Annotated in this window: 26 protein-coding genes; 14 read left to right on the top strand and 12 right to left on the bottom strand. The window is 67.3% G+C overall.

Features of this window, described 5'->3' with window-relative positions; all coding sequences use genetic code 11:
- Window positions 1-43 precede the first annotated feature (43 nt).
- The 4 genes from HTUR_RS18000 to rio1 all read right to left on the bottom strand — a co-directional run bounded on the left by HTUR_RS18000 (window position 44) and on the right by rio1 (window position 3,633).
- On the bottom strand, window positions 44-406 hold the full coding sequence (locus HTUR_RS18000) for a DUF7344 domain-containing protein (RefSeq protein WP_012944762.1): 363 nt from the start codon (window positions 404-406) through the stop codon (window positions 44-46).
- Window positions 407-642: 236 nt separating this feature from the next.
- The gene (locus HTUR_RS17995; protein WP_012944761.1) at window positions 643-1,143 is read right to left on the bottom strand and encodes a YfcE family phosphodiesterase; all 501 of its coding nucleotides are present in this window, start codon (window positions 1,141-1,143) and stop codon (window positions 643-645) included.
- Between the two features lie 76 nt (window positions 1,144-1,219).
- Complete coding sequence (locus tag HTUR_RS17990; RefSeq protein WP_012944760.1) at window positions 1,220-2,458, bottom strand: tryptophan--tRNA ligase; 1,239 nt, start codon at window positions 2,456-2,458, stop codon at window positions 1,220-1,222.
- 299 nt (window positions 2,459-2,757) lie between these two features.
- Window positions 2,758-3,633: a serine/threonine-protein kinase Rio1 gene (gene rio1, locus HTUR_RS17985; RefSeq protein ID WP_012944759.1), complete on the bottom strand. Its 876-nt coding sequence runs from the start codon at window positions 3,631-3,633 to the stop codon at window positions 2,758-2,760.
- Window positions 3,634-3,777: 144 nt separating this feature from the next.
- Between rio1 and arcD the strand changes: the two genes are divergently transcribed.
- The 5 genes from arcD to ligA all read left to right on the top strand — a co-directional run bounded on the left by arcD (window position 3,778) and on the right by ligA (window position 9,882).
- Window positions 3,778-5,244: an arginine/ornithine antiporter ArcD gene (gene arcD / locus HTUR_RS17980; RefSeq protein WP_012944758.1), complete on the top strand. Its 1,467-nt coding sequence runs from the start codon at window positions 3,778-3,780 to the stop codon at window positions 5,242-5,244.
- Window positions 5,245-5,467: 223 nt separating this feature from the next.
- Window positions 5,468-5,848, top strand: coding sequence for a 2Fe-2S iron-sulfur cluster-binding protein (locus HTUR_RS17975; RefSeq protein ID WP_012944757.1), 381 nt, complete (start codon window positions 5,468-5,470; stop codon window positions 5,846-5,848).
- A gap of 69 nt (window positions 5,849-5,917) precedes the next feature.
- Window positions 5,918-7,318: a selenium-binding protein SBP56-related protein gene (locus HTUR_RS17970; protein ID WP_012944756.1), complete on the top strand. Its 1,401-nt coding sequence runs from the start codon at window positions 5,918-5,920 to the stop codon at window positions 7,316-7,318.
- A 4-nt stretch (window positions 7,319-7,322) separates the two neighbouring features.
- The gene (locus HTUR_RS17965) at window positions 7,323-7,709 is read left to right on the top strand and encodes a 2Fe-2S iron-sulfur cluster-binding protein (protein WP_012944755.1); all 387 of its coding nucleotides are present in this window, start codon (window positions 7,323-7,325) and stop codon (window positions 7,707-7,709) included.
- A 94-nt stretch (window positions 7,710-7,803) separates the two neighbouring features.
- Window positions 7,804-9,882 (top strand): NAD-dependent DNA ligase LigA, encoded by a 2,079-nt coding sequence (gene ligA / locus HTUR_RS17960; protein WP_012944754.1) that lies wholly within the window; start codon window positions 7,804-7,806, stop codon window positions 9,880-9,882.
- A 67-nt stretch (window positions 9,883-9,949) separates the two neighbouring features.
- Here the strand turns inward: ligA and HTUR_RS17955 are convergent, their stop codons facing one another.
- The 4 genes from HTUR_RS17955 to HTUR_RS17940 form a co-directional block, all read right to left on the bottom strand.
- The gene (locus HTUR_RS17955; RefSeq protein WP_012944753.1) at window positions 9,950-10,948 is read right to left on the bottom strand and encodes an ArsA family ATPase; all 999 of its coding nucleotides are present in this window, start codon (window positions 10,946-10,948) and stop codon (window positions 9,950-9,952) included.
- A 123-nt stretch (window positions 10,949-11,071) separates the two neighbouring features.
- The gene (locus tag HTUR_RS17950; protein ID WP_012944752.1) at window positions 11,072-12,040 is read right to left on the bottom strand and encodes an ABC transporter permease; all 969 of its coding nucleotides are present in this window, start codon (window positions 12,038-12,040) and stop codon (window positions 11,072-11,074) included.
- Window positions 12,037-12,969, bottom strand: a complete 933-nt coding sequence (locus HTUR_RS17945; protein ID WP_012944751.1) for an ABC transporter ATP-binding protein — start codon at window positions 12,967-12,969, stop codon at window positions 12,037-12,039. Before HTUR_RS17945 ends, HTUR_RS17950 begins: the two co-directional genes overlap by 4 nt.
- An 82-nt stretch (window positions 12,970-13,051) precedes the next feature.
- A complete protein-coding gene (locus HTUR_RS17940) occupies window positions 13,052-13,321 on the bottom strand; it encodes a hypothetical protein (RefSeq protein WP_012944750.1) in 270 nt (89 codons plus the stop codon).
- Window positions 13,322-13,398: 77 nt separating this feature from the next.
- Between HTUR_RS17940 and HTUR_RS17935 the strand changes: the two genes are divergently transcribed.
- From HTUR_RS17935 to HTUR_RS17915, 5 genes are all read left to right on the top strand, one after another.
- On the top strand, window positions 13,399-14,157 hold the full coding sequence (locus HTUR_RS17935; RefSeq protein WP_226377460.1) for a hypothetical protein: 759 nt from the start codon (window positions 13,399-13,401) through the stop codon (window positions 14,155-14,157).
- A gap of 26 nt (window positions 14,158-14,183) precedes the next feature.
- On the top strand, window positions 14,184-15,977 hold the full coding sequence (locus HTUR_RS17930; RefSeq protein ID WP_012944748.1) for an excinuclease ABC subunit C: 1,794 nt from the start codon (window positions 14,184-14,186) through the stop codon (window positions 15,975-15,977).
- 103 nt (window positions 15,978-16,080) lie between these two features.
- A complete protein-coding gene (locus HTUR_RS17925; RefSeq protein WP_012944747.1) occupies window positions 16,081-16,695 on the top strand; it encodes a DUF192 domain-containing protein in 615 nt (204 codons plus the stop codon).
- Window positions 16,696-16,779: 84 nt separating this feature from the next.
- Window positions 16,780-17,076 (top strand): translation initiation factor, encoded by a 297-nt coding sequence (locus tag HTUR_RS17920; protein WP_012944746.1) that lies wholly within the window; start codon window positions 16,780-16,782, stop codon window positions 17,074-17,076.
- Between the two features lie 101 nt (window positions 17,077-17,177).
- Entirely contained in the window at window positions 17,178-17,687 is a 510-nt protein-coding gene (locus HTUR_RS17915) for a GNAT family N-acetyltransferase (RefSeq protein ID WP_012944745.1), read from the top strand.
- A 153-nt stretch (window positions 17,688-17,840) separates the two neighbouring features.
- On the opposite strand, the gene HTUR_RS17910 is transcribed toward HTUR_RS17915, so the two are convergent.
- Window positions 17,841-18,932: a saccharopine dehydrogenase family protein gene (locus HTUR_RS17910; protein ID WP_012944744.1), complete on the bottom strand. Its 1,092-nt coding sequence runs from the start codon at window positions 18,930-18,932 to the stop codon at window positions 17,841-17,843.
- Between the two features lie 123 nt (window positions 18,933-19,055).
- Entirely contained in the window at window positions 19,056-20,186 is a 1,131-nt protein-coding gene (locus tag HTUR_RS17905; protein ID WP_012944743.1) for an ORC1-type DNA replication protein, read from the bottom strand.
- A 136-nt stretch (window positions 20,187-20,322) separates the two neighbouring features.
- On the opposite strand from HTUR_RS17905, the gene HTUR_RS17900 reads away from it, so the two are divergent.
- Window positions 20,323-20,646 carry a hypothetical protein gene (locus HTUR_RS17900; RefSeq protein ID WP_012944742.1) on the top strand — a complete coding sequence of 108 codons (324 nt, stop codon included), beginning with the start codon at window positions 20,323-20,325 and terminating at the stop codon, window positions 20,644-20,646.
- 51 nt (window positions 20,647-20,697) lie between these two features.
- On the opposite strand, the gene HTUR_RS25665 is transcribed toward HTUR_RS17900, so the two are convergent.
- A complete protein-coding gene (locus HTUR_RS25665; protein WP_012944741.1) occupies window positions 20,698-20,865 on the bottom strand; it encodes a DUF1059 domain-containing protein in 168 nt (55 codons plus the stop codon).
- Window positions 20,866-21,379: 514 nt separating this feature from the next.
- On the bottom strand, window positions 21,380-23,464 hold the full coding sequence (locus tag HTUR_RS17895; protein ID WP_012944740.1) for a MutS-related protein: 2,085 nt from the start codon (window positions 23,462-23,464) through the stop codon (window positions 21,380-21,382).
- Between the two features lie 80 nt (window positions 23,465-23,544).
- On the opposite strand from HTUR_RS17895, the gene HTUR_RS17890 reads away from it, so the two are divergent.
- From HTUR_RS17890 to HTUR_RS17880, 3 genes are all read left to right on the top strand, one after another.
- A complete protein-coding gene (locus HTUR_RS17890) occupies window positions 23,545-25,137 on the top strand; it encodes a SagB/ThcOx family dehydrogenase (protein WP_012944739.1) in 1,593 nt (530 codons plus the stop codon).
- A gap of 236 nt (window positions 25,138-25,373) precedes the next feature.
- A complete protein-coding gene (locus tag HTUR_RS17885) occupies window positions 25,374-26,330 on the top strand; it encodes a DUF368 domain-containing protein (protein ID WP_012944738.1) in 957 nt (318 codons plus the stop codon).
- Between the two features lie 69 nt (window positions 26,331-26,399).
- Window positions 26,400-26,624 carry a hypothetical protein gene (locus tag HTUR_RS17880; RefSeq protein WP_012944737.1) on the top strand — a complete coding sequence of 75 codons (225 nt, stop codon included), beginning with the start codon at window positions 26,400-26,402 and terminating at the stop codon, window positions 26,622-26,624.
- The last annotated feature ends 196 nt before the right edge of the window (window positions 26,625-26,820 follow it).

Here is a 26,820-nt window from a genome sequence, read left to right as displayed (position 1 = left end):
TCCGGAGGGACTTATCGACCCCGATTCGCACTCGGAGGTGTCGTCAGCTCGGAATGTCTCTGCTAGTACAGAGGTCGAGGATCGCTTTGACGATGTCGGGCGGATCGCGATAGATGACGAGCGACGTCTGTCGGTCGTACCCGACGAGACTCACTTCGCGTAATCGCGGCAGATGTATGTGAAACAGCTCGATCTCGATTCGGTCGAGCAGTTCCGCGGAACCGATATCGGATCGATACGCGCGCTCCCAGGCCGCGATCTGCCGAGCGATGCCGCCGAGCGATGCACGCCCTTCCGCTCGCAGATAATGTAGCACGCATCGACGCCGATAGTTCGCGAGGGCAGCGAAGAACTCGTCGAGGTACGGTCCACTCCCGACGCCATCGATGGGTGGTTCACCGGTCATTGCTAGTCCTTATTACCGACATGGCCGGAGAAAGGTCATAGATCAATAATACTTTTTCGGCCAATTACGGCGATTCGGTGACTGGAGTGCTAATTCAGCAATTTAGCCGAACTAATTATAGTATACCAGGTTGATAATACTCCGATCCCGTTCTCGAATCAGGTTGGAACTCGAGCGAAGCCGAATCGAAACGCCGCGCTCGAGGAATTGCGGTACTGCTCGCGCGGCGACCGGAGTCACTCGTCGACCGACCGGAACCGAATCGATTCCGAGCGGGTGTCGACGATGGCGACCGTACGGTCCTTCTCGCTCGCCAGCACGTGTGCGCCGGGGTTGAGCACCGTCGTCCGGCCCTCTTCGGACAGCTCGTGCTCGTGGTGATGGCCGTAACAGACGAAATCGAACATCTCGCCGGCCGCGATCGCCTCGACCTCCTCGAGATGCTCGCCGTGGAGCACCGCGAACGAGAGCCCGTCGAACTCGAGGCTCGCAAAGCGGCCGTGGAGTTCGCTCTCGCCGCCCAGCGCGTCGAACGCGGCCTGCAGGTTGGCGACGTCGCCGTCGTTGTTCCCGAGGACGCCGTGGAGTTCGAACTCGTCGAAGTAGTCGACCATCAGCGGCGCGACGAAGTCGCCGCAGTGGATCACGATCTCGACGCCTTCATCGGCGAAGATCTCGGTCGCTCGCTCGATAGCCTCGACGTTGTCGTGGGTGTCGGCAACGATCCCGATGTTCATATGGAATCGCGCGAGGGGGAGCCACTAATGCGTTCGGGAGCGACGCGCGTCGGCAGAGTAGACGACTCGAGCGGACTTACGCCTCGAGCCCCGTCGGCACGCCGGCCCGCTCGAGCGCTCGTCGCCGCTCTCCCGCGGTCAGCCGGTAGGGCTCGAGTTCGGTCTCGAGCGAGCCCAGCTCCCCGCGCCGCCGCTGGTGGTCGGCGAGGAAGTCGGTGATTCGGTCGATCGCGAGCTCCTTCAGTTCGCCGCTGAGCAGGTCACCCGACCGATAATCAGCCGCGATGCGCTCGAGTCGCTCGTCGTCCGGTTCGAAGAAGAATCGCAGGTACTGGAAGGGGACGTCGACGCTTGGATCGCCGCCCCGCTCGCGGTGTTCCGCGAGGGTCGCTCGGCCGCCGGTGTAGGCGTGGGTCCGGACCGTCTCGGCAACGCTCTCGGGGTCGTCCGTGAGTTCGATCGACGGCGCGTCGCCGGAGGAACTCATTTTGCCGGGTCCCTCGAGGCTCGGAAGGAACCGCCCGAGCAGCGCGCCCGGTTTGTCGACCGGCAGCGCCTCCTTCGCGGCGACGTCGCGACAGACGCGGACGTGGGGGTCCTGATCGACGGCGATCGGGACCTGCGTCGGTTGTCGGCCCGCGACGAGTTGTGGCAACAGGAGGTGGGTCGCCTGCACGGCGGGATAGAACTGCAGGCCAACGGTGTCCTGCTCGCCGTAGACGGCCTCGACGGTCGCCGGTGTGAGGTGTTTCGCGAGACGAACGGCGATCGGATAGATCACGTCCGCGTCGGCGGTGTCGACGACGATCCGCGTCCGGTCGGGATCGAAGCCGACGGCGAGGATATCGCGCAGGTTCTCGCGGGTGTGCTCGCCGATCGATTCGAACGACTGGTCCTTCGCGAGGAACTTCTCGTCGTCGGAGAGCGGGACGTACACCGTCGCGCCGGTCTCCCGCTGGAACCGCTTCGCGAGGTACAGCGGGAGGACGTGGCCCAGATGCATCGGTCCCGAGGGGCCGCGACCGGTGACGATCGCGTGCGGATCGCCGGCCGCGGCGGCCTCGAGGTAGTCGTCGACGTCCCGGCCCGCGTAGAACGTCCGCCGTCTGAGCAGCGGGTGGTCGGGGAAGCGTTCGATCTGCTCGTCGGTGAGCGGATCCGCGCCGAAGCGCTCGAGCAGTTTCTCGTAGTCGATCTCGCCGTCGACGGCGTAGGGCGTGACGGTGAACTCGTCGGCGGCCGCGGCCTCCTCAGCGGGGGATGCGGCGTTCGTCTCGCTGTCGGTGCCGTTCGGTATGTCGGATGGTGCTGGCATTGGATTCGTAGCTGCGACTGCGACGGTCGGAACGCGATTCGAGAAACAGAGCGAAGGGAGCGCCCGCCGCCGCGGCCGCCGGGTTAGGCCGCGTCGCCCGCAGCGACGGGACTGTCCGCTCTCGAGGGGGTCTGCCAGCGTCACTGCCACTCGAGAGCGGTCGTCATCGACGTATCGTATTGGCGCACTGATAAAGAGCGTTTCGGGGCCGGCAGCTCATACGGTCTGGTGCAAGTCATTTCCGGCGCAACCGCAGGACGGGTCGCGGTTGCGCCGGTAAATCGTTACAGCAGACCGTATCAGTCTCGCGATGGATCCGGCTCCGGACTCGTGACGAACTCGAGCAACTCGTCTTCGGTGACGTCCATCCCCTGTCGCGAGAAGAATCCGGCGACGTTCCGGCAGTCTCGCTCTAAGAACTCCCGGCTATTGGGGTGGTGGACCGTGACGGCCTGGCCGAGGTCGATGAAGACGAGCTGGCCCTCGTCCTGGTCGAAGACGACGTTGTACTCGCTGAGGTCGCCGTGGATCAGCCCCGCCGAATAGAGGCGGCGCATATACTCGCGCATGACCTCGTAGGCGGTCTGGGGGTTCTCGATGTGGACCTCGCCGAGGCGTTTCGCGCGGCCGTCGTCGGTGCCGATGTACTCCATGACCAACACGTTGCGCTCGGTGGCGATCGGCTCCGGGACGCGGACGCCGGCCGCCTTCGCCCGCTCTAGATTCGCCAGTTCCTTCTTGGTCCACGCGAGGACGACGTCTTTCTTCTTGCCGCCCAGCCCCTCGAAGCGCGGGTCGCCCTCGAGGTAGTCGCGCATCTGCCGGAAGTTCGAGGCGTTGATCCGGTAGATCTTGACCGCGACCTCGCGCTCGTCGCCCAGCGCGTGATAGACGTTGGCCTCCTTGCCCGTCGACAGCGGCCCGCCGAAGGCCTCGACGTAGCCGTCCTGGACGAGTTTGTACAGCGCAGCGAGGGTCGCGTCGTCGAACACCGACTGCTCGACCTTGAACTGGTCGGCGTCCTTGATGCGCTCCTCGAACTGCTCGAACTCCCGGTCGCGCTTGCGAGCGATCCGGTCGGCCTCGGTGTCCGAGACGTCGATCTCTTCCCACTCGTCGCCCGGCGTCTCGACCTCCTCGAGGTCGACCAGCCCGTATTCCGTTCCCTCTCCCATCTACTCGGTCGTAGGCGCTCCGACGGGTAAAGTACTGGGTCTGGTCGCCGGCCCGTTCCGGTCGCCGCGAAGTCGGGCGCAACAGCGAACGGGGAATGGCGATCTATTTATATTCGCTGTAGAAAAAACGCGTGCGACCTGCTCATGGCACTGGACTTCACACCGAAGACCTACGACGAAATCCCCGAGGATAAGCGGCCGTCCTTGGGGGAAGCGCTCGTCCCGATCGCGGGAATGATCCTGTTCCTCTCGGTCGGGATGATCTATCTCGAGATGGATCCGCAGATGCCGCTGTTGTGGGGGATCGCCTTCGCGGGACTGTTCGGCCGGTACTACTTCAGCTACGCCTGGAGCGACCTCTACGACGGGATCGGTCGCAGTATTCTGACCGGTCTCCAAGCCATCCTCATCTTGTTCGTCATCTACATGCTCATCTCGGCGTGGATCGATTCCGGGACGATCCCGACGCTCATGTACTACGGGCTCGAGTTCCTGTCACCGGGGATCTTCCTCCCCTTTACCGTCGTCCTCTCGGCGGTCGTCGCCTTCGCGATCGGTTCCTCGTGGACGACGGCCGGGACGCTCGGCGTCGCGATGATCGGGATCGGCTCCGGGCTCGGGATTCCGGAGGCGATGACGGCCGGCGCCGTCCTCTCGGGCGCCTACACCGGCGACAAGAACTCGCCGCTCTCGGACACCACGAACCTCGCCGCCGCGGTGACGAACACGGAACTGATGGACCACATCCGGGCGATGCGTCCCGGCACCGCGATCTCGTTCGCGATCTCGCTGCTCCTGTTCGTCGTGCTGGGCCTGAGCGCGAGCGGGACGATCCCCGTCGATCGGATCGCCGAGATCCAGGGCGGCCTCGAGAGCAGTTACGCGATCTCGCCGCTGACGTTCATCCCGTTGGTCATCACGTTCGCGCTCGCGTTCTACGGCTTCCCCGCGCTGCCGTCGCTCGGCGCCGGGATCTTCGCCGGCGTCGCGGTCAGCACCACGGTGCAGGGCGTCGGCTTCGCCGCCGCCTGGGAGACCGTCCACTTCGGGACCGGCCCCGAAACGGGCGTCGACCTCACGGACGAACTGCTCGCGAGCGGCGGCCTCGAGGGCTCCGTGTGGGTCGTCTCGATCGTCGTGGCCGCGCTGGCGCTGGGCGGAATTTTGCAGGAAACCGGCGTGCTGGCGGCGATCGCCTACCACATCGGACGGGCCGTCAGCAGCGTCGCGGGCCTGACGGCCGGCACGGCCGCGGGAACGATCGCGATGAACTTCCTCGCCGCGGAACAGTACATGGCGATCGTCGTTCCCGGGATGACGCTGCAGAACCTGTACGACGAATACGACCTCGAGAGCCGGAACCTCTCGCGGGCGGTCGAGGCGTCCGGGACGACGACGTCGGCGTTCGTGCCCTGGGGATCCGGCGGGGTCTTCATGGCCTCGGCGCTCGGCGTGCCGGTGATCGAGTACGCCCCGTACTACTTCTTCGGAATCCTCTCGCCGCTGATACTAGTCCTGATGGGCGCGACCGGCTGGCGGATCTTCTACAAGGACGATCCCGAACGAGAATCGCCGCCGGAAGCCGACGCGCCGACGCCCCCCGTCGAATAGCGTCGTCGTTGTCCTGGCCTTCCTTCTCGAAGCCGGATCACCGGACGGTACTGACGGCGACTCGAACCGCGGGCGGTACTGACAACGACTTGAACCGCGGGCGGTACTGACAACGACTCGAGTGCGGTCGAGCGCACCCACGCGCGGACTTTTTCCCGTCGCCCGTCGTACCGTCGGCCATGGACGAACTGCACGCAAACCGGATACCGACGGAACGGGGACGATGACGAGCCACGACGTGACCCTCGAGTGGGCCGACGGCTCGACGCAGACGGTCGCGGTCGCCGAGAACGAATCGGTCCTCGACGCGGCCCAGCGGGCCGGCGCCCGGCTGCCCTACGACTGCCGAAAGGGGACCTGTATCACCTGCGTCGGCCGATTGCTCGCCCTCGAGGGCGAGGATGCCGAGTCGGCCGAGGGTGGATCGGAGCAGCCGCCCGATCCCGCCGACGTGTTCACGTATCGGCGGTCGCCGGCGGCGCTGACCGACCAGGAGCAGGCGGACGGCTACGTCCTGCTCTGTGTCGCGCACCCGCAGTCGGACTGTCGGATCGAGGTCGGACCGCGAGTGCGCGCCGAAGTCGGCGACAGTCCCTGGGCGTAACCCTCGCTCTCGTCGCGCCCTCCGTTTTCCCCGACCAGATTTATCTCCGTGCTCGTGGTCGGACAGTCTATGAGTGATGTTAACGAACCCAGTGACGTCGAACCGGACCACGAGCACGACCACCACCACGAGGGCCCCGGCTACGCGACGCCGCAGGCCGCCATCGAGGAGGGCGAGCGAGAGGAACTGGCCTACGTGATGAGCCTCTACGTCGGCACGGACGTCGACGCGCCGGACTTCGTCTCGGTCGTCGACCTCGATCCCGACTCCGACACCTACTGCGAGATCGTCGACCGCATCGAACTGCCCAACCGCGGCGACGAACTCCACCACTTCGGGTGGAACGCCTGCTCGTCGTCGTGTCACATGGAGGGCCTCGAGCGCCGCCACCTGATCGTCCCCGGCCAGCGCTCCTCGCGGATCCACGTGATCGACGCGAAGGATCGGCGCAACCCCGAACTCGAGACGGTGATCGAACCCGAGGAGGTCTTCGAATACGACCTCTCGGCACCGCACACCGTCCACTGCATCCCGGACGGCGAGATCCTGATCAGCATGCTCGGCGACGCCGACGGCGAGTTACCGGGCGGCTTCCTCGAGCTGAACGACGACTTCGAGATCGAGGGCCGGTGGGAGCCGCCGGGCGAGATCGAGATGAACTACGACTACTGGTACCAGCCCCGGCAGAACGTGATGGTCTCGAGCGAGTGGGCTGCCCCCAAAACGTACTACCCGGGCTTCGACCTTGAGGACGTCGAGGCCGGGAACTACGGCCAGCGCCTCCATTTCTGGGACTGGGAGGCCGGCACCGTCGAGCAGACCATCGACCTCGGCGAGGAGGGGTTGATCCCGCTCGAGGTGCGCTTCCTCCACACCCCCGAGTCGACCCACGGGTTCGTCGGGGCCGCGCTCTCGTCGAATATCTTCCACTTCTGGCGCGACGGTGAGTCCGGCGAGTACCGCGCCGAGAAGGTCATCGACTTCGAGAGCCGGGAGCACGACGACTGGGACATGCCCGTCCCCGCGCTCCCGACGGATATCCTGATCTCGATGGACGACCGCTACCTGTTCGGCTCGAACTGGCTCCACGGCGAGGTCTGGATGTACGATATCTCGGACCCGTCGAACCCGCGGCGGGCCGACTCGCTGTCGGTCGGGGGAACCTTCGGCGAGGTGCAGGAGGTCCAGAACCGCGAACTGTCCGCGGGCCCCCAGATGATTCAGCTCTCGCTGGATGGCGAACGGCTCTACTGGACCACCTCGCTGTTCTCCTCGTGGGACGAGCAGTTCTACCCCGAGGAGGGCGAGCGCGGCTCGGTGATGCTGAAGGCCGACGTCGATCCTCGGAAAGGAACGATGGAACTCGACGAGGACTTCCTCGTGGACTGGGGCGAGTGTCCTGAGGGTCCAGCCCGCGCTCACGAGATCCGCTGGCCCGACGGCGACTGCACGAGCGACGTCTGGCAGTGACCGAATGGTGAGCCAGCGCCACGACGTAACGCTCGAGTGGCCCGACGCCGACCGCGAGACGCGGACCATCGCGGTCGACGAGGACGAGACGGTCCTCGAGGCCGCCGAGCGCTCCGGTATCGCCCTTCCCTTCGGCTGTCGCACCGGCGCCTGTGGGACCTGTACGGGGCGGCTGCTCGAGGCCGACGGAGCGGAGCCGACGGCCGCCGACGACGAACGCACCGTCGACGTCGACGGCGCGTTCTCGTACCGTCGCTCGCCTCGAGCGCTGAAGGACCGCCACCGTACCGCGGGCTACGTCCTGCTGTGTATCGCCTCGCCGCGGACCGACTGCCGGCTCGCCGTCGGCGCGAACGTCCACACCGAACTGGTCGAGAATCCGTGGAAGTGACCGATTCGGATGTGCCGGTCGCGTCTCGAGCGGAGCTTCCGTATTCGAGAGCCAGTCAGTAACGTTAACGGGTGCGAGCGGCAACCCACGAGCAATGTCTGTCGCCGACGAGGATGCGGAAAACCCCTATCTCCGGGATCCGCCGACCGACTTCGCGCCGGTCGGGGAGCTCTCGGAGGACGAGGCCCGCGAACAGGTCGAACTGCTCCGGGAGGCTATTCGCGAACACGACCGCCGGTACTACGTCGAGAGCGATCCCGTCATCGCCGACCGGACCTACGACGCCTTGTTCGCCCGCCTTCGGGACCTCGAGGACGCCTTCGGCCTCGAACATCCCGACAGCCCCACGCGAAGCGTCGGCGGCGAACCGCTCGAGGAGTTCGAGACGGTCGAGCACGTCGCGCCGATGCTCTCGATCGACCAGAGCGGCGAGGAGGCGGACGTCCGGGAGTTCGCGGATCGAGTACAACGAGAGGTCGGTGACGTCGACTACGTCTGTGAACCCAAGTTCGACGGCGTCTCGATGGAGTTCGTCTACGAGGACGGCCGCCTCGAGCGCGCGGCGACCCGCGGGGACGGTCGCGAGGGCGACGACGTGACGCGCAACGCGCGCACGATCGGCTCCGTTCCACAGAAGCTCCACGGCGACTACCCCGAGTTCCTCGCCGTGCGGGGCGAGGTCTACATGCCCAAAGACGCCTTTCAGGCCCACAACCGCGAGCGCATCGAGCGCGGCGAGGAGCCCTTCGCGAATCCCCGGAACGCCACCGCGGGAACGATCCGCCAGCTCGACCCCTCGATCGTCGCTGACCGCCCTCTCGAGGTGTTCTTCTTCGACGTGCTCGAGGCCAGCGACCTCGAGGACTCCCACAGCGCCGAACTCGAGCGCTTTCCCGACTGGGGACTCCGGGTCACCGACCACGTCGAACTGGCGGACGACATCGACGAGGCGATCGCCTACCGCGATCGGATGCTCGAGGCCCGCGACGACCTGAACTACGAGATCGACGGCACCGTGATCAAGGTCGACGACCGCGAGTCTCGCGAGGAACTGGGACGGACGGCCCGTCACGATCGCTACGCCTTCGCCTACAAGTTCCCCGCCCGCGCGGAGGTGACGCCGATCGTCGACGTGGCTGTTCAGGTCGGTCGCACGGGTCGGCTGACGCCGGTCGCCCTCCTAGAGCCGGTCGACGTCGGCGGCGTGACGGTCTCCAGAGCGAGCCTGCACAACCCCGACGAGATCGAGGAGAAGAATGTGAACGTCGGCGACACGGTCCGCGTCCAGCGGGCCGGCGACGTCATCCCCTACGTCGAGGAGGTCGTCGAGAAGGACAGCGAGGGTCATTACGACCTCCCCGACCGCTGCCCCGTCTGCGACAGCGCCGTCGAACGCGACGGCCCGATGGCCTTCTGTACCGGCGGGCTGGCCTGCGACGCCCAGCTCCGGCGATCGATCGAGTACTACGCCGGCGACGACGGCCTCGACCTCGAGGGGCTCGGCGAGAAAAGCGTCCGCCAGCTGGTCGACGCCGGCTTGCTCGAGTCCGTCGCGGACCTCTACGAACTCGACCGCGAGGACCTGACCGACCTCGAGGGCTGGGGCGAGACGAGCGCCGAGAACGTGCTCGCCGAGATCGAAGCCAGCCGCGAACCCCCGTTGGCGGAGTTCCTCTCCGCGCTGGGGATCCCCCACGTCGGACCGACGACGGCCCGCGAACTCGCCCGCGAGTTCGGCACGTTCGAGGCGTTCCGCGAGGCCGCCGAGGACGAGCCCGAACGCCTCGAGGACGTGCCGGACGTCGGCGAAACCGTTGCCGAACAGCTCCACGAGTTCTTCACCAGCGAGGCCAACGCTGCGGCGGTCGACGACTTACTCGAGCACGTCTCGCCCCAGGAGTCGGACCTCGAGACCGGCGGCGACGAACTCGAGGGACTGACGTTCGTCTTCACGGGCTCGCTCGAGGGGATGACGCGCGGAGAAGCGCAAGAAGCCGTCGAGGCCCACGGTGCCAACGCGACGGGTAGCGTCTCGGGGAACACGGACTACCTCGTTGTCGGCGAGAACCCGGGCCAGACGAAACGCGACGACGCGGCGGCCAACGACGTGCCGATTATCGACGAGGACGAGTTCCGGGAGTTACTGGCGGGGTACGGAATCGACCTCGAGTGAGCGGCTGCGACCCGGCGGCTCAGTACGGCGGCCACAGTCGCGTCGCCTCGCGACCGCGATGATCGGCTCACGCCTCGGCAGGCAACCGCTCCGCGATCTCTGCCACCGCCTCGAGGCCCTGCACCTCTCCTTCTCGTTCAGGGAGCGTCACGACCTCGAGGTCGGGAAACGTCTCGCGAATCTCCGCCACGCGCTCCGTATGCCGCTCGTGGCGCGACTGACACCGCGAGCAGTCGTCTTCGGGGTCTTCGAAGACCCGATTCACAACGAGGCGATCGACCCGAACGTCGGCCTCCCGTAGCGTCTCGACGAGTCGTTCGGATTCGGCGATGGCCATCCCCTCGGGCAGGAGAACGACCCGAAACTCCGTTCGCTCGGGATCGGTCAGCAGGTCGCGGGCGCGCTCGAGGCGGGCGCGAAACGCCTCGAGGCTCTCCGCCTCGTCCTCCTTGCTGCTGCCCATCATCGACATCGGGCCGAGGACGGCCGTCCGCGCGGCGTTGCCGATCCGCTTAGCCTGGCCGCGCAGCGACTGGGCCGTCTCGAGGGCCAGCCCCATCACCTCGGGCATGTCGAACAGTCGGAGGGTGTGGCCCGTCGGCGCGGTGTCGAAGACGACGACGTCCCACTCGCCTTCGTCGACGTACTCGACGAGCAGGTCCAGCGCCGCAATCTCGTCGCTACCGGCCGGTGCGCCCGAGGCGAACAACCGCCTGACCTCCTCGTCGTCCAGCCGAATGCCGGCGCTTCGGAGGTCCTTCGCCAGCGCCCGCGCCAGTTTCTCGTAGCGCTCCTTCTGCGTGTCGGGGTCGATCTCGACGGCCCAGAGGCCGCCGTCGCCATCGCCGCCGGTGTCGCCGCTACGCTCGCTGCCCACGTCCTCGAGATCGAGTTCGCGGGGATCAGCCCCCAGATCGACCTCGAAGGAGTCCGACAGCGAGTGGGCCGGATCGGTCGAGACGACCAGCGTCTCCCGGCCGGCGTCGGCCAGTCGGACGGCGGTCGCCGCCGCGCAGGTCGTCTTGCCGACGCCGCCCTTGCCGCCGTAGAAGATGCAGTCGGTCACGGCGTCACGTACGACCGGCCGAAACCTAAATCGATTGCCACGACCGGCGGAGTGTCATCGCTGGCGATCGGATTTGGAGGTGGCTCGAGCGTGAACCGCAGGAGAGAGTCGGTCGTGATCAGTTCACAGGTCGACGCGATCGAACCGCCAGAGCGCGATCGCGATCGGGACGACGATCCAGCCCAGCAGGATGATAAAGGAGAACCAGTTCTCGAGGTAGAACGGCACGCCGCCCGAGAAATAGTACTCGGGATAGGCGGTACCGAGTTCGCCGCCGGCCGAACTGAGCACCGTAATCGCGTTCTGGAAGGCGGTTCCGGGATCGATGGTATCGATGAACAGCGCCCAGTCGGGCAGTCGTTCGCCGGGCATCTCCTGAACCCCGTTCTGAGTGGGGATCTCCCTCGTGAAGCTGACGCCCTCGATGGTCCCGCGCCGCATCAGGATCTGGAAGACGGTCTGGAGCGCGTTCCAGACGATGTAAAACGTGAGAAAGACGCTGACCATCGCGGCCCCGGCGATGGTCGTCGACCGAGTTATCGACGACAGCGCGACGGCGATGCTCGTGTAGGCGACGCCGTAGATGATCGTCATTACGAGGAGGCTGAAGTAGTCGACGGGGTCGAAACTACCGAGTATCGCGGCGACGACAACGGCCGCGAGGACGAACCCGACGACCAACGATAGCGACAGTACGGCCGAGCGGCCGAGCAGTTTGCCCAGCAGCACGTCCTTTCGCGAGTGGGGCAGCGAGAGTAGCACCTTGATGCTCCCGCTCTCCCGCTCGCCGGCGATGGACTTCCAGCCTAGCACCAGCGCGATCAGCGGGATGATGAGCCTCGAGATCTCGCTGACCAGCGAAACGAGCGCTCCGGTCGTCTCCGCCTGCGTCGGCGATACGTCCGCGCCGAAGTACGAGAGCGCGCCCGTGACACCGACCAGCAGCAGGAAGAAGAAGATGCTCAGTCCCCAGAACATCCACGAACGGACGGCGTCCTGGAAGTCCTTCTTCGCGACGGCGCGGACGCTCTCGAGGTTCACGGAACTCGAGGTCGAACCAGACTGCGATCCGGATGCGGTCTCAGTGCTCATCGCGCGTGCACCTCCGAACCGGTCCCGGTCGTGTACGACTGGAAGACGTCCTCGAGCGAGGCCTCGCGGGTCGTGAAGTCTTTGACCTCGATACCGCGGTCCTCGAGTTCGCCGAGGACGGCCGTCTTCGAGCCCTCGACCTGGGCGACGAGCACCGGCGGATTCCGGTCCTCGACGGTAGCGTCGGAGACGTCCGGCAGCGAGCGGATGACCTGCAGCGTGTCGTCGTCGATACGGTCGACGGTGACCCGCAGCGTCGTCGCGCCGCCGACGGAGTCGCGCAGCCCCTCGACGGTGTCGACGGCGACCATCTCGCCGTCGCGGAGGATGCCGACGCGGTCGCAGACCGCCTCGACCTGCTCCATGATGTGACTCGAGAAGAAGACGGTCGCGCCGCGTTCGTTCTCCTCGCGGACGATCTGGCGCATCTCGCGGGCGCCGTTGGGGTCGAGCCCCGTCGAGGGCTCGTCCAGAATGAGGAGGTCCGGCTGGCCCACGAGGGCCATCGCCAGCATGAGTCGCTGTGACATCCCCTTCGAGAAGCCGCCGGCCTTCTTGTCGATGGCGTCGGCGAGGTCGACGCGCTCGAGGAGGGTTTCGGGATCGTCGTCGGACCCCTTCGAGTCGATGGCGAACTCCAGGTGCTGGCGGGCCGTCAGGCGGTCGTAGGTCTCGACGCCCTCCGGGAGGACGCCGGTCCGCGAGCGGATCTCGCGGCTGTTGGCCTGGGCGTCCATTCCCAGAACCTCGACCCGTCCGGCGGTCGGCCGGATGAAGTCGAGGATGACGTTGATCGTCGTCGACTTGCCGGCTCCGTTCGGACCGAGGAAGCCGAATACCTCGCCCTCTTCGACCTGAAACGAGAGGTCCTCGAGCGCGAGGGTCTGACCGTAGGACTTGGTCAGGCTATCGACTGTAATAGCTGGCATAGCTGTGTGGTCTCACCCGCGTCCGATAAGAGTTGTTACTCCCCCGCGATAATATTCCGGGTCGACGAGGGGAAAAAACGGCCTAGATCGGCTCGTCGGGGCCGTACTGCTCGGCGGTTCGTTCGGCCTCTGTGGCGTACCGCTTTCTGGTCTCCTCGTCGTCAACCGGCTCGAGTTCGTCCTCGGGGACGTCGACCGCTGCGGTGACTTCGGCGCCGGTTTGCAGCGACTGCCCCGACCGCTCCCGCTGTTGATACCGCGATCCGTCGGGCGTCGCGTAGACGAGCGTCACGATGTTCCGGCTGTCGAAGTCGCGCTCGACGAGCCAGCACTGAACCGTCGACTCACTCATACCCGGCCCTTGGGCGTCGACGACCGAGAATGTACCGCGTCTCTCGTCCGGCGACACCGCGCGGACGATCTCACGCAGTGCCAGACGCCGCGAGCTACTTGCCGCTCGAGGTCGGAGAGTACGACTCCATGCAGGGGACCTGGAGCGACCACGTCGACCAGCTGCTGGACGAGCGCGAGCGCGAACAGCACCGCGTCGACCTCGAGCGGGCGACGGTCGTCGTCACGAACCGTCGCGTGCTGGCCTTCACGCCCGACGAGGACGGGCCGAACTACCGGTCCGCCGACCGGCCGAACGTCACGCGGGTCTCCGTCGAAACCGACAGCGCGCCGGGACGGCTCCTCTGGGCGGCCCTCTTCCTGTTCCTCGGGCTCGGCCTGCTTCTGGTCGGCACGACGGTCGACCTCGCGGGCCTCGCCGACGACTACGCCGGCGCCACCGGCGATCCGACCGGCATCGCCGACGCCGCCCTCGAGACGCTCGCGATGATTTTGACGGTGTTCGATCTCTCGATCCTCGTCGGCGGCGGACTCCTGCTCGCGCTCGCCGCCCTCTGGTTCGCCGGCTACGCCCGGTCGCGCACCCGGCGACTCGCCCTTCGGGTCAGCGGCGGCGACGACATCTTTCTCCCGGTCACCGACGCCGACCTCGAGACCGGGCGGGCGGTCGCCCTCGAGGAGGCGATCGGACCCGACTCGACGCCCGCTGACGGCGACGCTATCGAAAGCTCGCCGGCCGACGACTCCGCGACCGACGAGCCGTCAACTGCCGACCAATCGAGTGACGCCCCATCAACCAACGAGTCGTCGACCGCCGAGGCCGATGAGTCAGGCTGAAAGCCACTGACGCCCTAGGCCCGTCGATGAACGCCGACGGGGTCCGCGAACGAGCGAAGTCGCTGCCGCGCGAGCCCGGCGTCTACCAGTTCCGGGCCGAGGGAACCACCCTCTACGTCGGGAAAGCTGTCGATCTCCGGAGTCGCGTCCGCTCCTACGCCGATCCGCGGACGGCGCGGATCCGCCGGATGGTCGACCGCGCCGACGAGATCGAGATCGCCGTCACCGACACCGAGACGCAGGCGCTGTTGCTCGAGGCGAACCTGATCAAGCGCCACCAGCCCCGCTACAACGTCCGGCTCAAGGACGACAAGTCCTATCCGATGGTGCAGCTGACCGACCACGAGGCCCCGCGGATCGAGATCACGCGCGACCCGGACGGCGAGGCGCAAGGCGCCTCGAGTGCGAGCGGCGGAGCCGCGAGCGGGCCGACCGTCTTCGGCCCCTTCACGAACAAGGGGCAGGTCGAGACCGTCGTCAAAGCGTTGCGGGAGACCTACGGCGTCCGCGGCTGTTCGGACCACAAGTACAGCGGTCGGGATCGCCCCTGTCTGGACTACGAGATGGGGCTCTGTACCGCGCCTTGCACCCGCGAGATCGACCTCGAGAGCTACGCGCAGGACGTGACCGCAGTCGAGCGGTTCTTCGAGGGCGAGACGGGCATCCTTGCGGACCCGCTGCGCCGGGAGATGGAAGCCGCCGCGGAGGACCAGAACTTCGAGCGCGCGGCGAACCTCCGGGACCGCCTCGAGACCGTCGAGACGTTCCACGGCGAGGGCGGCGAGGCGGTCCAGTCGGTCGGCGACGAGCGCGCGGTCGACGTCCTCGGGGTCGCCATCGAGGGCGAGGACGCGACCGTCGCTCGCCTGCGCGCCGAGCGCGGGAAACTGGTCGACCGGGATCGACACACCCTCGAGGCGCCCGCGGCCGAAGGCGCCGGAACTGAGGAGGGCGGCGTCCCCGCAGTATTGGCCGCCTTCATCGTCCAGTACTACGCCGAGCGCGACCTGCCCGACGCCCTCCTCTTGCCCGAACGCCACGGGGACGACGAGGTCGCGGCGTGGCTCGAGGCCGAGGGCGTCTCGGTCCGCGTCCCCGGCGCCGGCCGAGAGGCCAAACTGGTCGACCTCGCGCTGAAGAACGCTCGCCGGAACGTCGGCGGTCGCGACGAGTGCGGGATGCTCGCCGACGCCCTCGAGATCGACGCGGCCCGGCGGGTCGAGGGGTTCGACGTGAGCCACGCCCAGGGGAAGTCGGCGGTCGGCAGCGACGTGACGTTCGTCGACGGTAGCGCGGAGAAGGCCGACTACCGCCGGAAGAAGCTCACCGATCAGAATGACGACTACGACAACATGCGGGCCCTCCTCGAGTGGCGCGCCAGCCGCGCCGTCGAGGGCCGCGACGATCGGCCCGACCCCGATCTGCTCCTGATCGACGGCGGCGAGGGGCAACTCGAGGCGGCCCGCGACGCGCTGGCCGCCGTCGGCTGGGACGTACCCGCGGTCGCGCTGGCGAAGGCCGAAGAGCGCGTAGTCACGCCCGACCGGACGTTCTCGTGGCCCAGCGACGCGCCGCACCTCCACCTCCTCCAGCGCGTGCGCGACGAGGCGCATCGCTTCGCCGTCCAGTACCACCAGACCGTCCGCGACGAGGTTAAGACGGTGCTGGACGACGTCCCCGGCGTCGGCCCCGAGACGAGAAAGCGACTCCTCGGCCGGTTCGGTAGCGTCGAGAACGTCCGCGAGGCCAGCGTCGACGACATCGAGAGCGTCGAGGGAATCGGCGAGAAGACGGCGGAGACGATCAAATCGCGGCTCTAACGTGCTCGCTGTCGACACTGGTTCGACTGTTGACCGCTCTCCGAGCGGTTCATTCACCCGACCGTGCACAAGTGACTTCTTCCGCATCGTTGGAGCCACCGGTATGACGAACGAGGTGAGCCGCCGACGCCTTCTCGGCGTCGCCGGCGCGGTCGCGGTCGCCGGCTGTCTCGACGCGGGCGACTCGAAGGAGACGAACGGCGAGGGACAGATCGAACCGACTAACGAGCCGTCGATCGACGAGTCGGAGACCGCGAACGACTCGACCGCGACCGAGGCAAACGCCGCGGAAACGGTTCACGAGGACTACGAGACGACCGAGGTTCGGGCTGTGACCGCCGACGGCGACGAACTCGGGACGGTAACGGCGGCGATCGCCGACACGTCTGACCTCCGGTATCTCGGCCTCAGCGACACCGAGGAACTGCCGCCGGATCGCGGCATGCTGTTCGTCTACGAGTCGGTCGAGGAGCGCACCTTCGTCATGCGGGAGATGGACTTCGGCATCGACATCGTCTACGCCGACGCGGACGGGTCGATCACCGACATCCATCACGCGCCGGCACCGGGTCCGAACGAGGACGGAAACGATCAGCGCTATCCCGGCCGGGGACGGTACGTGCTCGAGGCCAACTACGAATGGACGACCGAACACGACGTCAGCGAGGGGGACATCCTCGAGTTCGATCTCGAAGAGTCGGTCGAACGCGAGGAGTGACCGACGCCGTTGTCGGGCCGCCGTCTTTCGACCGTTGCGAAAGCAAGGACAGGGCTATCCCCCGTACCGGTCCTATGCTATCGCATGTCAAACGACGACGAACTCGACGACTTGCTCGACGAACTCGACAGCCAGGGCGACCTCGAGACGTCACAGCAGATGCTGTCGATTCGGACGGAGAGCCGTCGATACGACAAGCCGGTGACGATCGTCGAGGGGTTCGACCTCGAGTCGGACGAGATCAAATCGATCGCGTCGGATCTCAAGAGTTCGATGGGGACGGGCGGGACCGTCGACGACGGCCGGATCGAACTGCAGGGCGACCACCGGGATCGGGTGCCCGACCTGCTCCGCGAGCGGGGATTCGACGTTCGCGAGTGAGCCGTCCCGGACGACCGAACTGACCCTTTTCGCGTCGAATCAGCGCCGTGATTCGGTCTCGCGGTCGAAGTCACTTTACGTCCGTCCTCGTAAGTACGAGTATGAGGATTCGTCCGGCAGCGGACGACGATTTTCCGGACATCCGAGCGATCGCTCGGAAAACCTGGCACGATACCTACGACGAACTCGACGAAGACGCGATCGACCGAACCGTCGAGAACTGGTACACCGACGACTCGATGCCGCTCGAGGCGCCGGGGACGGTCGTCCTCGTCGTGGAAGCGGCGGACGGAAGTCAGGCGGAGTCCGACGACGATGACGGCGAGATCGTCGGCTTCACTCACGCGGTCGTCCAGGGCGACACGGCCGACATCCTCCGGATGTACGTCGACCCCGACCGTCAGGCGGCGGGCGTCGGCACCGATCTCCACGAGCGACTGGTCGAGCAACTCCGGGTCTACGACGTCGAGCGGATCCGTGCCTTCGACTTCGCGTCCAACGACGCCAGCCGGCAGTTCTACGAGGGATTCGGGTTCGAACGAACCGACGTCGGCGAGGTCGAGATCGACGGCGAGTGCTACGACGAGGCGGTCTACACGCTCGAACTGTAGGGCGGACGCGTCACTCCCGAAGCGACGCGAGCGGCCGCTTCGGGTCGATGTCTCGCTCGCGATCGAGCTGTCGGTCGTGGGCTCGCTTGGCGGCCTCGTGGGCCGTGTCGCCGTGTACCGATGCTCTCGAGGCGAGAAACGTGGCAGTCGGTGTTACTGAAGCAGCGGATTCACCGGTGACGTTTCGTCGGGCGTCGACTCGTCGAAGAAGCCCTCGACGCCCTCGAGTTCGAAGGCGAAGTCGGCGTCGAACGCGCCGGCGGGAGTCTGGAACCCGGCGTCGGCGTCGCCCGCGAGCACCCGCTCAGCGACCGTCACCGCGCCGTCGACGGTAACGACGTACGGATCGGGCGTCCGTAGACGGGAGACGACGCGCTCGCCGTCTTCGGTGCGTGCTTCGCCCCAGACGTAGGCCGAGCCGCGCTCGCGGGCCCGCTCGGAGGGACCGTCGCGGACGCCGGCCAACTGCTTCAGCGTCCAGCGCACCGGTTTCGACTCGAACACCGGCGAGAGGTAGCGATGCAGCCGCAGCGCGGTGCGAGCGGGCTGGGGCATCACCGCGTACATCTCGACGTTCGGAATTCCGGTCGTGTAGTGGGCCGTCGAAATGTCGCCCATCGGCATCGTCACCGCCGGTCGCTCCCCGCGACCGAAGTCGATTTCGCGGGTCTTCCACCCCGTCGGCGCGCTCTCGAGGTCGCCGTCGCGGCGGACGGCGTTCTCGGTGTCGGCGCCCTCGATGACCGTTCGGAGCGTGCCGATCGAGGGCACGCGAAACGAGTCGACGCCCAGCGCGAGGTGAGTCGCCTCCGGCAGCCGGTCGGCGAGGTGGGCGGCCAGACAGTCCATCGGGATCGTCGAGAGTGCGGCCGCCGGGAGCAGCGTGATGCCGGCCTCCGTCGCCTCCTCGTCCCGGTCGTGGATCGACTCGATGACGGGGATCTCGCCGGTGATGTCGACGTAGTCGGTTCCGCTGCGGAGGCAGCCTTCGACGAGCGGTTCGGCCGTGTTCGAGAACGGGCCCGCACAGTTGAGGACGCAATCGACGTCCTCGAGGGCCGTCGCGACGGTCACTGGATCCTCGAGCGAGAACCGGCGGCCCCGTTGGCCGAGTTCGTCGACCTGCTGGCGGAGCCGTTCTCGGTCGCGGCCAGCCAGGATCGGATCCAGTCCGCGGTCGATCGCCTCCTCGGCGATCAGGCCGCCGACGAACCCGTACGAGCCGTAGATCAGGAGGGTCGGCATACCTCGACCGACGCCGCGTCGGCGGTTAAGCGGCGGGCCGGCATTGCTCTCGACCCGACGAGGCGAGCGGCGACGGTGAGACTCAGCGGCTCGAAATGCGACGACTCGAGGGGTCGATACGGCTCACTCGAGCCGTTCGAGCACCGCGTCCTTCTCGTAGGACAGCGACAGCGACCGCGAGCGACCGCGGCCGTCGACCTCGGCGTAGTCGGCGTCGATCAGCCCCAGTTGGTCGAGTTTGTTGACGATCTCCGAGTAGCGCGTGTAGCCCAGTTCGGTCTCCTCGTGGAAGGCCTCGTAGACGTCGCCGGCCTGCTCGCCGTCGTGGTGGGCGATCACCTCGAGCAGCGTCCGCTCGGTGTCGGTCAGCCCCGAGAGGCTCCGCGAGAGGTTGATGTACTTGGACTTCTCGTAGGCGTCCTCGACGTCCTGGCGCTCGACGGTACGACTGGCGCGCATCTCGGCGTTCAGCCCGGCCCGGCGCAGCAGGTCGATCCCGACCCGCAGGTCGCCGCTGTCGGCGGTGAGGTCGGCGACGTACTCGAGAGTGTCCCGGCCGATGACGCCGTCGTTGAAGCCGCGTGTGACGCGCTCCTCGAGGATGTCGACGATCTCGGGCTGGTCGTAGACGGGGAAGTAGACGTCCTCGGGGCGGAAGACGCTCTGGACCCGCGAGTCGAGTTCGTCGATGACGTCCAAGGCGGGGTCGGAGGAGACGACGACGACCCCGATCTTCGCGCCGGGGTACTCCTCGTGAGCCCGCAGGAGCGAGTAGAGGGTGTCCGAGGCCTCGTTCTCGTAGAAGAGGTAGTTGATGTCGTCCAAGGCGACGACGAGCACCTTGTCCTCCTCGACGAGCTTCTCGGCGATCTGGCCGAACAGCTTCTTGAACGAGATCCCCGAAGAGGGCGGTTCGTAGTCGAAGGTCCCCTCGAAGAGCCGCGAGAACACCGAGTACCGGGTGGCGTTGACCTGACAGTTGACGCGGATGGTACGGACGTCGCTGGTCTGGGCGCCCACCTCGTCGAACAGCTTCTGGATGGCCGTCGTCTTGCCGGTGCCCGGCGGTCCGCGGACCATGACGTTCAGCGGCCGGGAGCCGCGCACCGCCGGCCGAAGCGCGTACGTCAGGCCCTGCGTCTGGCCCTCGCGGTGCTTGAACGTCTCGGGAACGTAGTCGATCTCGAAGACGTGCTCGTCCCGGAACACGGATTCGTCCCACGACAACATCCCCTCTTCGGGGTCGTCTGCCATCACTTTCACCCTGCTGCCGCAGCGTCTTAATGGTTCGGGCGCCCGATCCCGCGATCAGCGTACGGCCGACCGGTGCGTGTGATCACATCACAATGATTAATGTTCATGAAGTCAACAGTCAGCCGAGGTGACCGATATGACCCCACCGAACCCACCGGCGACGATCCCCGATTTCCTGCTCGATCAGTTCACTGATCACTCGCCGGCGACGCTGCGGGAGATCGGCGAGTACGCTCGCAAAGAGACCTACGTCGCGCCGGAGGCGGCGCCCGACTCCATCGTCGAAGCCTTCGCGCTGCAAGACGAAGAGACGCTCGAGGCGATCGCCCGGTACGCCGACGAACTCGCCGACTTCCTCGAGGAGCACGACGCCGATTCGCTCACTGCGATCACCGGTCATCCGGTCGACGACACGGTGGACTCGTGGGGGCATCAGCGAATTCTAGACTGGCACAATTGAACGGCCGATCGGTAGCGTCTCCGGCGTGATCGACTCGGTCGCACGGGCCGGCTACGCGAGTTCGACGCGCTCCGTTTCGCGTTCGATATCGGCCTTCGCGATCCGTCCGTTGTGGGTCATTCGAACGTGCGCTCGGACCAACCGCTCTACCTCGTCGGAGCTGCTCGAGCGGATTATGAACTGGCAGTGATCCGCCGAACACTCGAACTGATAGGGCATGCCATAGCATCGCCCGGGTACGTGCGTAGCTATTTCACTTGCATGTGCGAGAACAGGACTCCGGCCGAGCCGATTCTGTGGTCGCGTCCAAACCGTCGTCACGCGGGTCGTGTTTCGCCCGCTTCCGTACCGGTTCGCGCCTCGGCGTCGCGCGCTGGCGACATTCCTGAGCATTACGAGGAGACGGCGCTGACACTGTGCGAGCCCTTCACGAGTAGTGCGGGACCGGAGGTCCCGCGCTAACGCTCCCTCCGGTCATTCATCTAGAGGAAGACGGTTCGCGACTTCCAGGCCTTCACTCACAGGTTCGCGAAGACCTCGCACGGGATCGTCGGCCGCCCTCACTATCGTTCAGGCGGCCGACAGCGCGCGCCACCGCATGCCGATCGCGTTGTCTCGAGCCGCAGGACGGAACGCCGTTCGATGGGCGTTCGATCGCGGTCCGCCCGTAACCGACGCCTCGAGAGACACGGAAATCGAGCGGTAGCCGAGCGGACGGGGCGAGCGAGCCGAACTAGTCGAACTTCTCGAGCAGCCGATCGTAGAAGACGGGTTCCGGATCGCCCTCGCCGTCCGGCGCGCCGCCGTTGGTCGCGACCGCGTCGTCCCGGGCCTCGTCGGCCAGTTTCTCCACGATCAACTCGGGGGTCGACCGCGCGAGGTGGTCCTTGACGGGCGAGCGGTTGACCTCGAGTTCGCCGTCCACGAGCCCCACTGCCTCGATGCCGTCGACGGTCACGTCGTAGTCGGCCATCTCGCGGATCTCGCCGGCGAGGTGGGAGACGAAGACGGCCGTCGCGCCGTTCTCGGAGAGCGCCTCGAGGATGCCGGCGATGATCTTCGCCGACGCGCCGGGCTCGGTGATGCTCTCGAGTTCGTCGACCAGTACGAGCGAGCCCTCGCCGCCCTGGGCGAGGTCGGCGAACTCCCGCACCGTCGACTCGAAGGCGCCCGCGTCGAGGGTCCCCTGGGTCTTGGCGTGGTAGTGGAGGTCGTCGAACCGCCGGAGGCGCACGCGCTCCGCCGGCACGGGCAGGCCCATGTGGGCCAGCACGACGACGCTGGCGACGAGATCCAGCGTCGAGGTCTTCCCGCCGCTGTTGACCCCCGACAGCAGCGCTACGTCCGAGACCGCGTAGTCGACGGGATCGATGACCTCGAGCGGTTCGTCCAGCAGGGGCGACTGACCGCCCTCGATGGCGAAGCCGACGGGGTCGCCGCTCTCGCTCGCCGCTTCGTCGCCGTCCGAGGCGCTACGCGCCTCGCTCTCCACGAATTCCGGCATCGTACACTCGTACTCCCGAGCGAAGCGGGCGATCGCGAGTTCGACGTCCAACTCGAGGGCGTCCCGAACGAGCTGGCGGGCCCCCTCGCGCTGGTCGGCCAGATCGGCCGCGAGCTCTCGCTTGAGTCGGCCAGCGCGACGCTCCTTGGCCGCGGTCAGCTCCTCACGCAGCCGCGAGACGACCGCCTCGTCGCGCTCGACCGGAAACGCCGGTTCGTCGCTGAACGCGCGGCGGGCGATCTCGCTCTCCCCCTGATCGAGATCCAGCGCGTCGATCAGGTGCTCGCGGGCGGCCTCGACGGCCGCGGCGTACTCGTCGGCGAGTTCTCGGGACAACAGCGAGTCGACGCCGGCGCCTCGCTCGACCAGCGAGAGCAGGTCCGAGCCTTCGATGGTCACGTCCTGCTCACGGATGGCCTCCCGCAGGCGGTCGTTGGCCACGCTCTCGGCCGCGCTCGCGGCCGCGTCCAGATCGTCGACAGCCGTCGTCAGCCGGTCGAGTTCGTCGTCGCCCGCGACGGTGCCGTCCTCGTCGAGCCGGGAGAGGCCGTCCTCGAGGGCTGCGAGGTCGCAGGCCGGTTCGAGACCCGCGACCTGATGTACCTCGACGGCCGCCTGCAGGCGGTCCCGGTTGCGCGCGAAGAACGATAGCGGCCGCTCCGGGACGACTTCGGCGGGGTTCTCGAGCGCGTCGGGTTTGACTTGCACGTCGCCCTCGAGAGTGACGCCGGCGAAGGATTCGTCCAAGGCGATCACCGTCGAGTAGCCGCGCGCGAGTTCGGCCAGTCCCTGGGCGTCCTCGACGACCTCGACGGAGAGTTCCGGAATCGCCTCCCGCGCTTCGGAGTAGCGCTCGGCGTCGGTCGTCGCCAGACAGCGCTCGCGGACGCGGACGTCGCCCGGATTCCGGAGCGGTTCGAGCCCCTCGAGGGCCTCGAGCACCGCGTCGTCGTAGTCGCGGTCGATCGCCTCGCGGGCGAACGCCTGCACGTCCTCGATGCGCGACCGGCGCGGACTCGGATAGATCGTCTCGAGTCGCTGGGCGGCGTAGTCGGTGACGGTCCGCGCTTTCAGCAGGGAGAGGACTTCCCGGTAGACCTCTCGTGCGCGATCGGTCGCGAGGAAGCCGCCGGGGTCGTCGTGTTCCTGCCGGATCGCGCCGCGCGCGATGCGGGCGGCCCGTCCCTGGGTGATCCCCGGCGCGGTCGCGATCGTCGCGACGTCGCCCCGCCGCAGCGCGCGCTCGGGCTCGTCGAGCGCTTCCAGCGCCCGAGCGGTCTTTTCGCCCACGCCCGGGATCGTCTCGAGGTCCATTGCTTCTCGAGGGTCGTATCCAACCGAAGCGAGAAAAAGTTCCCGCCCGGTTTTTGGCGACCGGCGTGGTAACTCGGCGCATGCCGGCCGGCGCACTCGAGTACCACGAACGGACGAAACACTCGCCCAGAAGCGTCCGCGAGGGGAGTACGGGGCTGAACTTCGACAACAAGCCGCGGCCGTACAAGGCGTACGTCGACCTGCCGTCGATACCGCTCGTCGAGCGGATCCGGCCGCCCCAGCAGCCGGCGCTGTCGGCGATCGCCGAGCCGACGCCCGACGGCGACTCGAGGCGCGGTCGCGACCCGGACCGCGAGACCGTCACGACGCTCTGTTACTACGCCGCGGGCATCACGAAGGCGATCGACCTCCGAAACCGGACGAAACTGTTCCGGGCGGCGGCGACCACCGGCGCGCTCTACCACGTCGATCTGTACGTCGTCTGTGGCGACCTCGAGGGGCCGGGTAACGACTCGAACGCCGATCTCGATCTCGAGGCCGGCGTCTACCACTTCGATCCCCGCACCTGCTCGCTCGACGTCCTCCGCGAGGGCGACCACCGCGGCGTCCTCGCGGCCGCAAGCGAGTACGATCCCGTCGCTGACGCGCCGCTGTCGGTCGTCGCGACTTCGACGTGGTGGCGAAACGCCTGGAAGTACGAGGCACGAACCTTCCGCCACGCCTTCTGGGATTCGGGGACGACGCTGGCGAACCTGCTCGCGGTCGCCCACGCGCTGGACTATCGCGCCGAGGTCGTCACCGGTTTCGCCGATCGCCCCGTCGCCGACCTGCTCGGTGTCGACCCCGAGCGCGAGGCGCCCCTCGAGATCGTCCCAATCGGCGCGGACGCGCCCGTTCCGAGTCCGGCGTCCGCCGATATCGACCCGATCGATCCCGCTACTGAACCTCTCTCATCGAACGAACGGGAATTTCCGCTGATCCACGAGGCCTGGCAGGCCGGAACGCTCGAGGACGGCGGCGCCACCGAGTCGTGGCGCGCCAGGGGACCGACGGAGAACCGGACGATCGGCACCCGAGACCCCGGCAACGGCGAGCGCGTCTCGCTCGAGCCGGTCGATCCGGAGACGGCCTCGAGCCGCCCCCTCCATCGAACGATCCGTCGACGCGGCTCCTGTCGCGAGTACGAGCGCGAACCGATCAGCTTCCGACAGCTCTCGACCATGCTCGATCGGGCCGTTCGCGGCGTGCCGATGGACGTGCGGGGCAGGGACGATCGGAGCGAGACCGGCGTCGACCCGCCGCTCTCGTTCGTCGACCCCTACCTGATCGTCAACGGCGTCGACGGTCTCGAGTCGGGCAGCTACCACTACCACCCCGACGCGGGCGAACTCGAGCGCCTCCAGTCGGGCGAGTTCCGACGCGAAGCGAGCCACCTCGCGCTGGACCAGCGGTTGGGCGGCGATGCCGCCGTCTGCATCTATTTCCTGACCGACTTGGAGGCGCTCGTCGAGGAGTTCGGTGACCGCGGCTATCGCGCGGCCCAACTCGAGGCTGCCCTGACCGCGGGACGGCTGTATCTGGGGACCTACGCCCACCGGACGCTGGGCGGGACCGGACTGACGTTCTACGACGACATCGTGACGGACTTCTTCGCGCCACGAGCCGCCGGGCAGACGCCGCTGTTCCTGTACACGGTCGGACGACCGGCCTGAGATCCTCGCCGCCGGAATCGGACGGCCGGGAGACGGACGGGAAGCGGGAAACGGGCGGCGGGAGACGAGAGACGTGCGACGGTCAACAAGGGCCGTGCGCCGACGTCGGTGTCGCACTTTTATACGGCCGCGCGTTACCCACTCGACTATGCAGCCAAGACCGCCCTGCGGTTCGTCGGCACGGCACCGACTCGGATCGATCCCCACTCCGAACGGACGGCGACGAGAGCAGACGCATGGAGTATGAACGCACCGACGTCGTCGACCGCGTCGAACTGCTTCGCGCCTACGCGTACGGCCTCTGTATGGGCGCGGCCGACGCCCTGCCCGGCGTCTCGGGCGGCACCGTCGCGCTCCTGCTGGGCTTCTACGGCCGGCTGATCGCCGCCGTCACCGCCTTCACCCCCGGCCGGGCGCTCACCGTCCTGCGAGGGTATCGTCCCGAGCGGCGCTCACAGGCCCGAGACGCGCTCCTCGAGATGGACCTCCAGTTCCTGCTGCCTCTCGGCGTCGGGATGGTCACCGCCGTCGTCTTCATCGCGGACATCGTCTCGTCGCTCGCGTCGTCCCACCCGGTCGCCCTGTTCGGCTTCTTTACCGGCCTGATCGCCGCCTCGGCGGTCGCCCTCTACCGGAGCCTCGAGATCACTTCGGCGAGCCACGTCGTCGCCGGGCTGGCCGGCGCCGGGCTCGCGCTGCTGGTCGCCGCCGATATCGTCGAGCTCCCCGGCAGCGGCGGAGTCGTGATCTTCCTCGCCGGCGCCGTCGCCATCAGCGCGATGATCCTGCCGGGGATCTCGGGCTCGCTCATCCTGATCCTGCTCGGCCAGTACGTCTTCCTCTCCGGGGAGCTGAGCGCGTTCGTTCACGCGGTCGCCGACCTCGTCGGCGGCGGCTCGCCCGCGGCTGTCGTCGACCCGGGGACGACCGTGGCGCTGTTCGTCGCCGGTGGGATCGTCGGGCTCGTGACGATCGCTCGCGTCGTTCGCGCCGCGCTGGCCCGCCACCGCTCGGTGACGCTGATCTTCCTGGTGAGCCTCATCGCCGGCTCGGTGCCGGCCCCGCTGCACAACATCGGCGAGACCCACGCGTGGACGGCCGAGACGATGGGACTGACCGCCGCGTGGGCGGTCCTCGGCGCCGTCGTCCTGTTCGCCCTCGAGTATCTCGTCGGCGGGTTCGATCCGGAGTAATTCGGCGGCTTCGGCCGCGCTTGCGCGCTCCGGGACGCTCGTTTTCCCGTCGGTCCACCACGAACGGATATGGCACTCAGAAAACTCCTCGGCTCGAAGGCGACCCGATCGCTGACGGTCGTCTCGGTGCTCTCCGACGCGAAGCGAGCGTTCAATCGCGGCAACAGGACGCGGGGTCTCCTGCTGGTCGGCGTCGCCGTCCTTGCTTGGAAGTGGACGGTACTCGGCATGGCCGCGCAGGGCATCGTCAAACTGCTCCGCCGCGGCGGGTCCGCGGCCTCGAGTCCCGCGTAGACGGACGAATCGAGTTCGTAGTACCGTCGACGGATCGCGATCCGATACCGCTCGAGCGTTCGTGCGCCCCTCCGTGATTGAACGGGTATCGTCGTCGGGGCGTCTAGTCGCCGAAATCGGCGTCCTCGAAGTTGTCGTTGGCGAGTTCGTCGATCATGTCCTCGATTTCTTCTCGCTTCTCGTCGTCGAGATCCTC

This window comes from Haloterrigena turkmenica DSM 5511 (assembly GCF_000025325.1).
In the GTDB taxonomy this organism is placed as follows: domain Archaea; phylum Halobacteriota; class Halobacteria; order Halobacteriales; family Natrialbaceae; genus Haloterrigena; species Haloterrigena turkmenica.
This window is presented reverse-complemented; position numbering and strand designations above follow the sequence as displayed.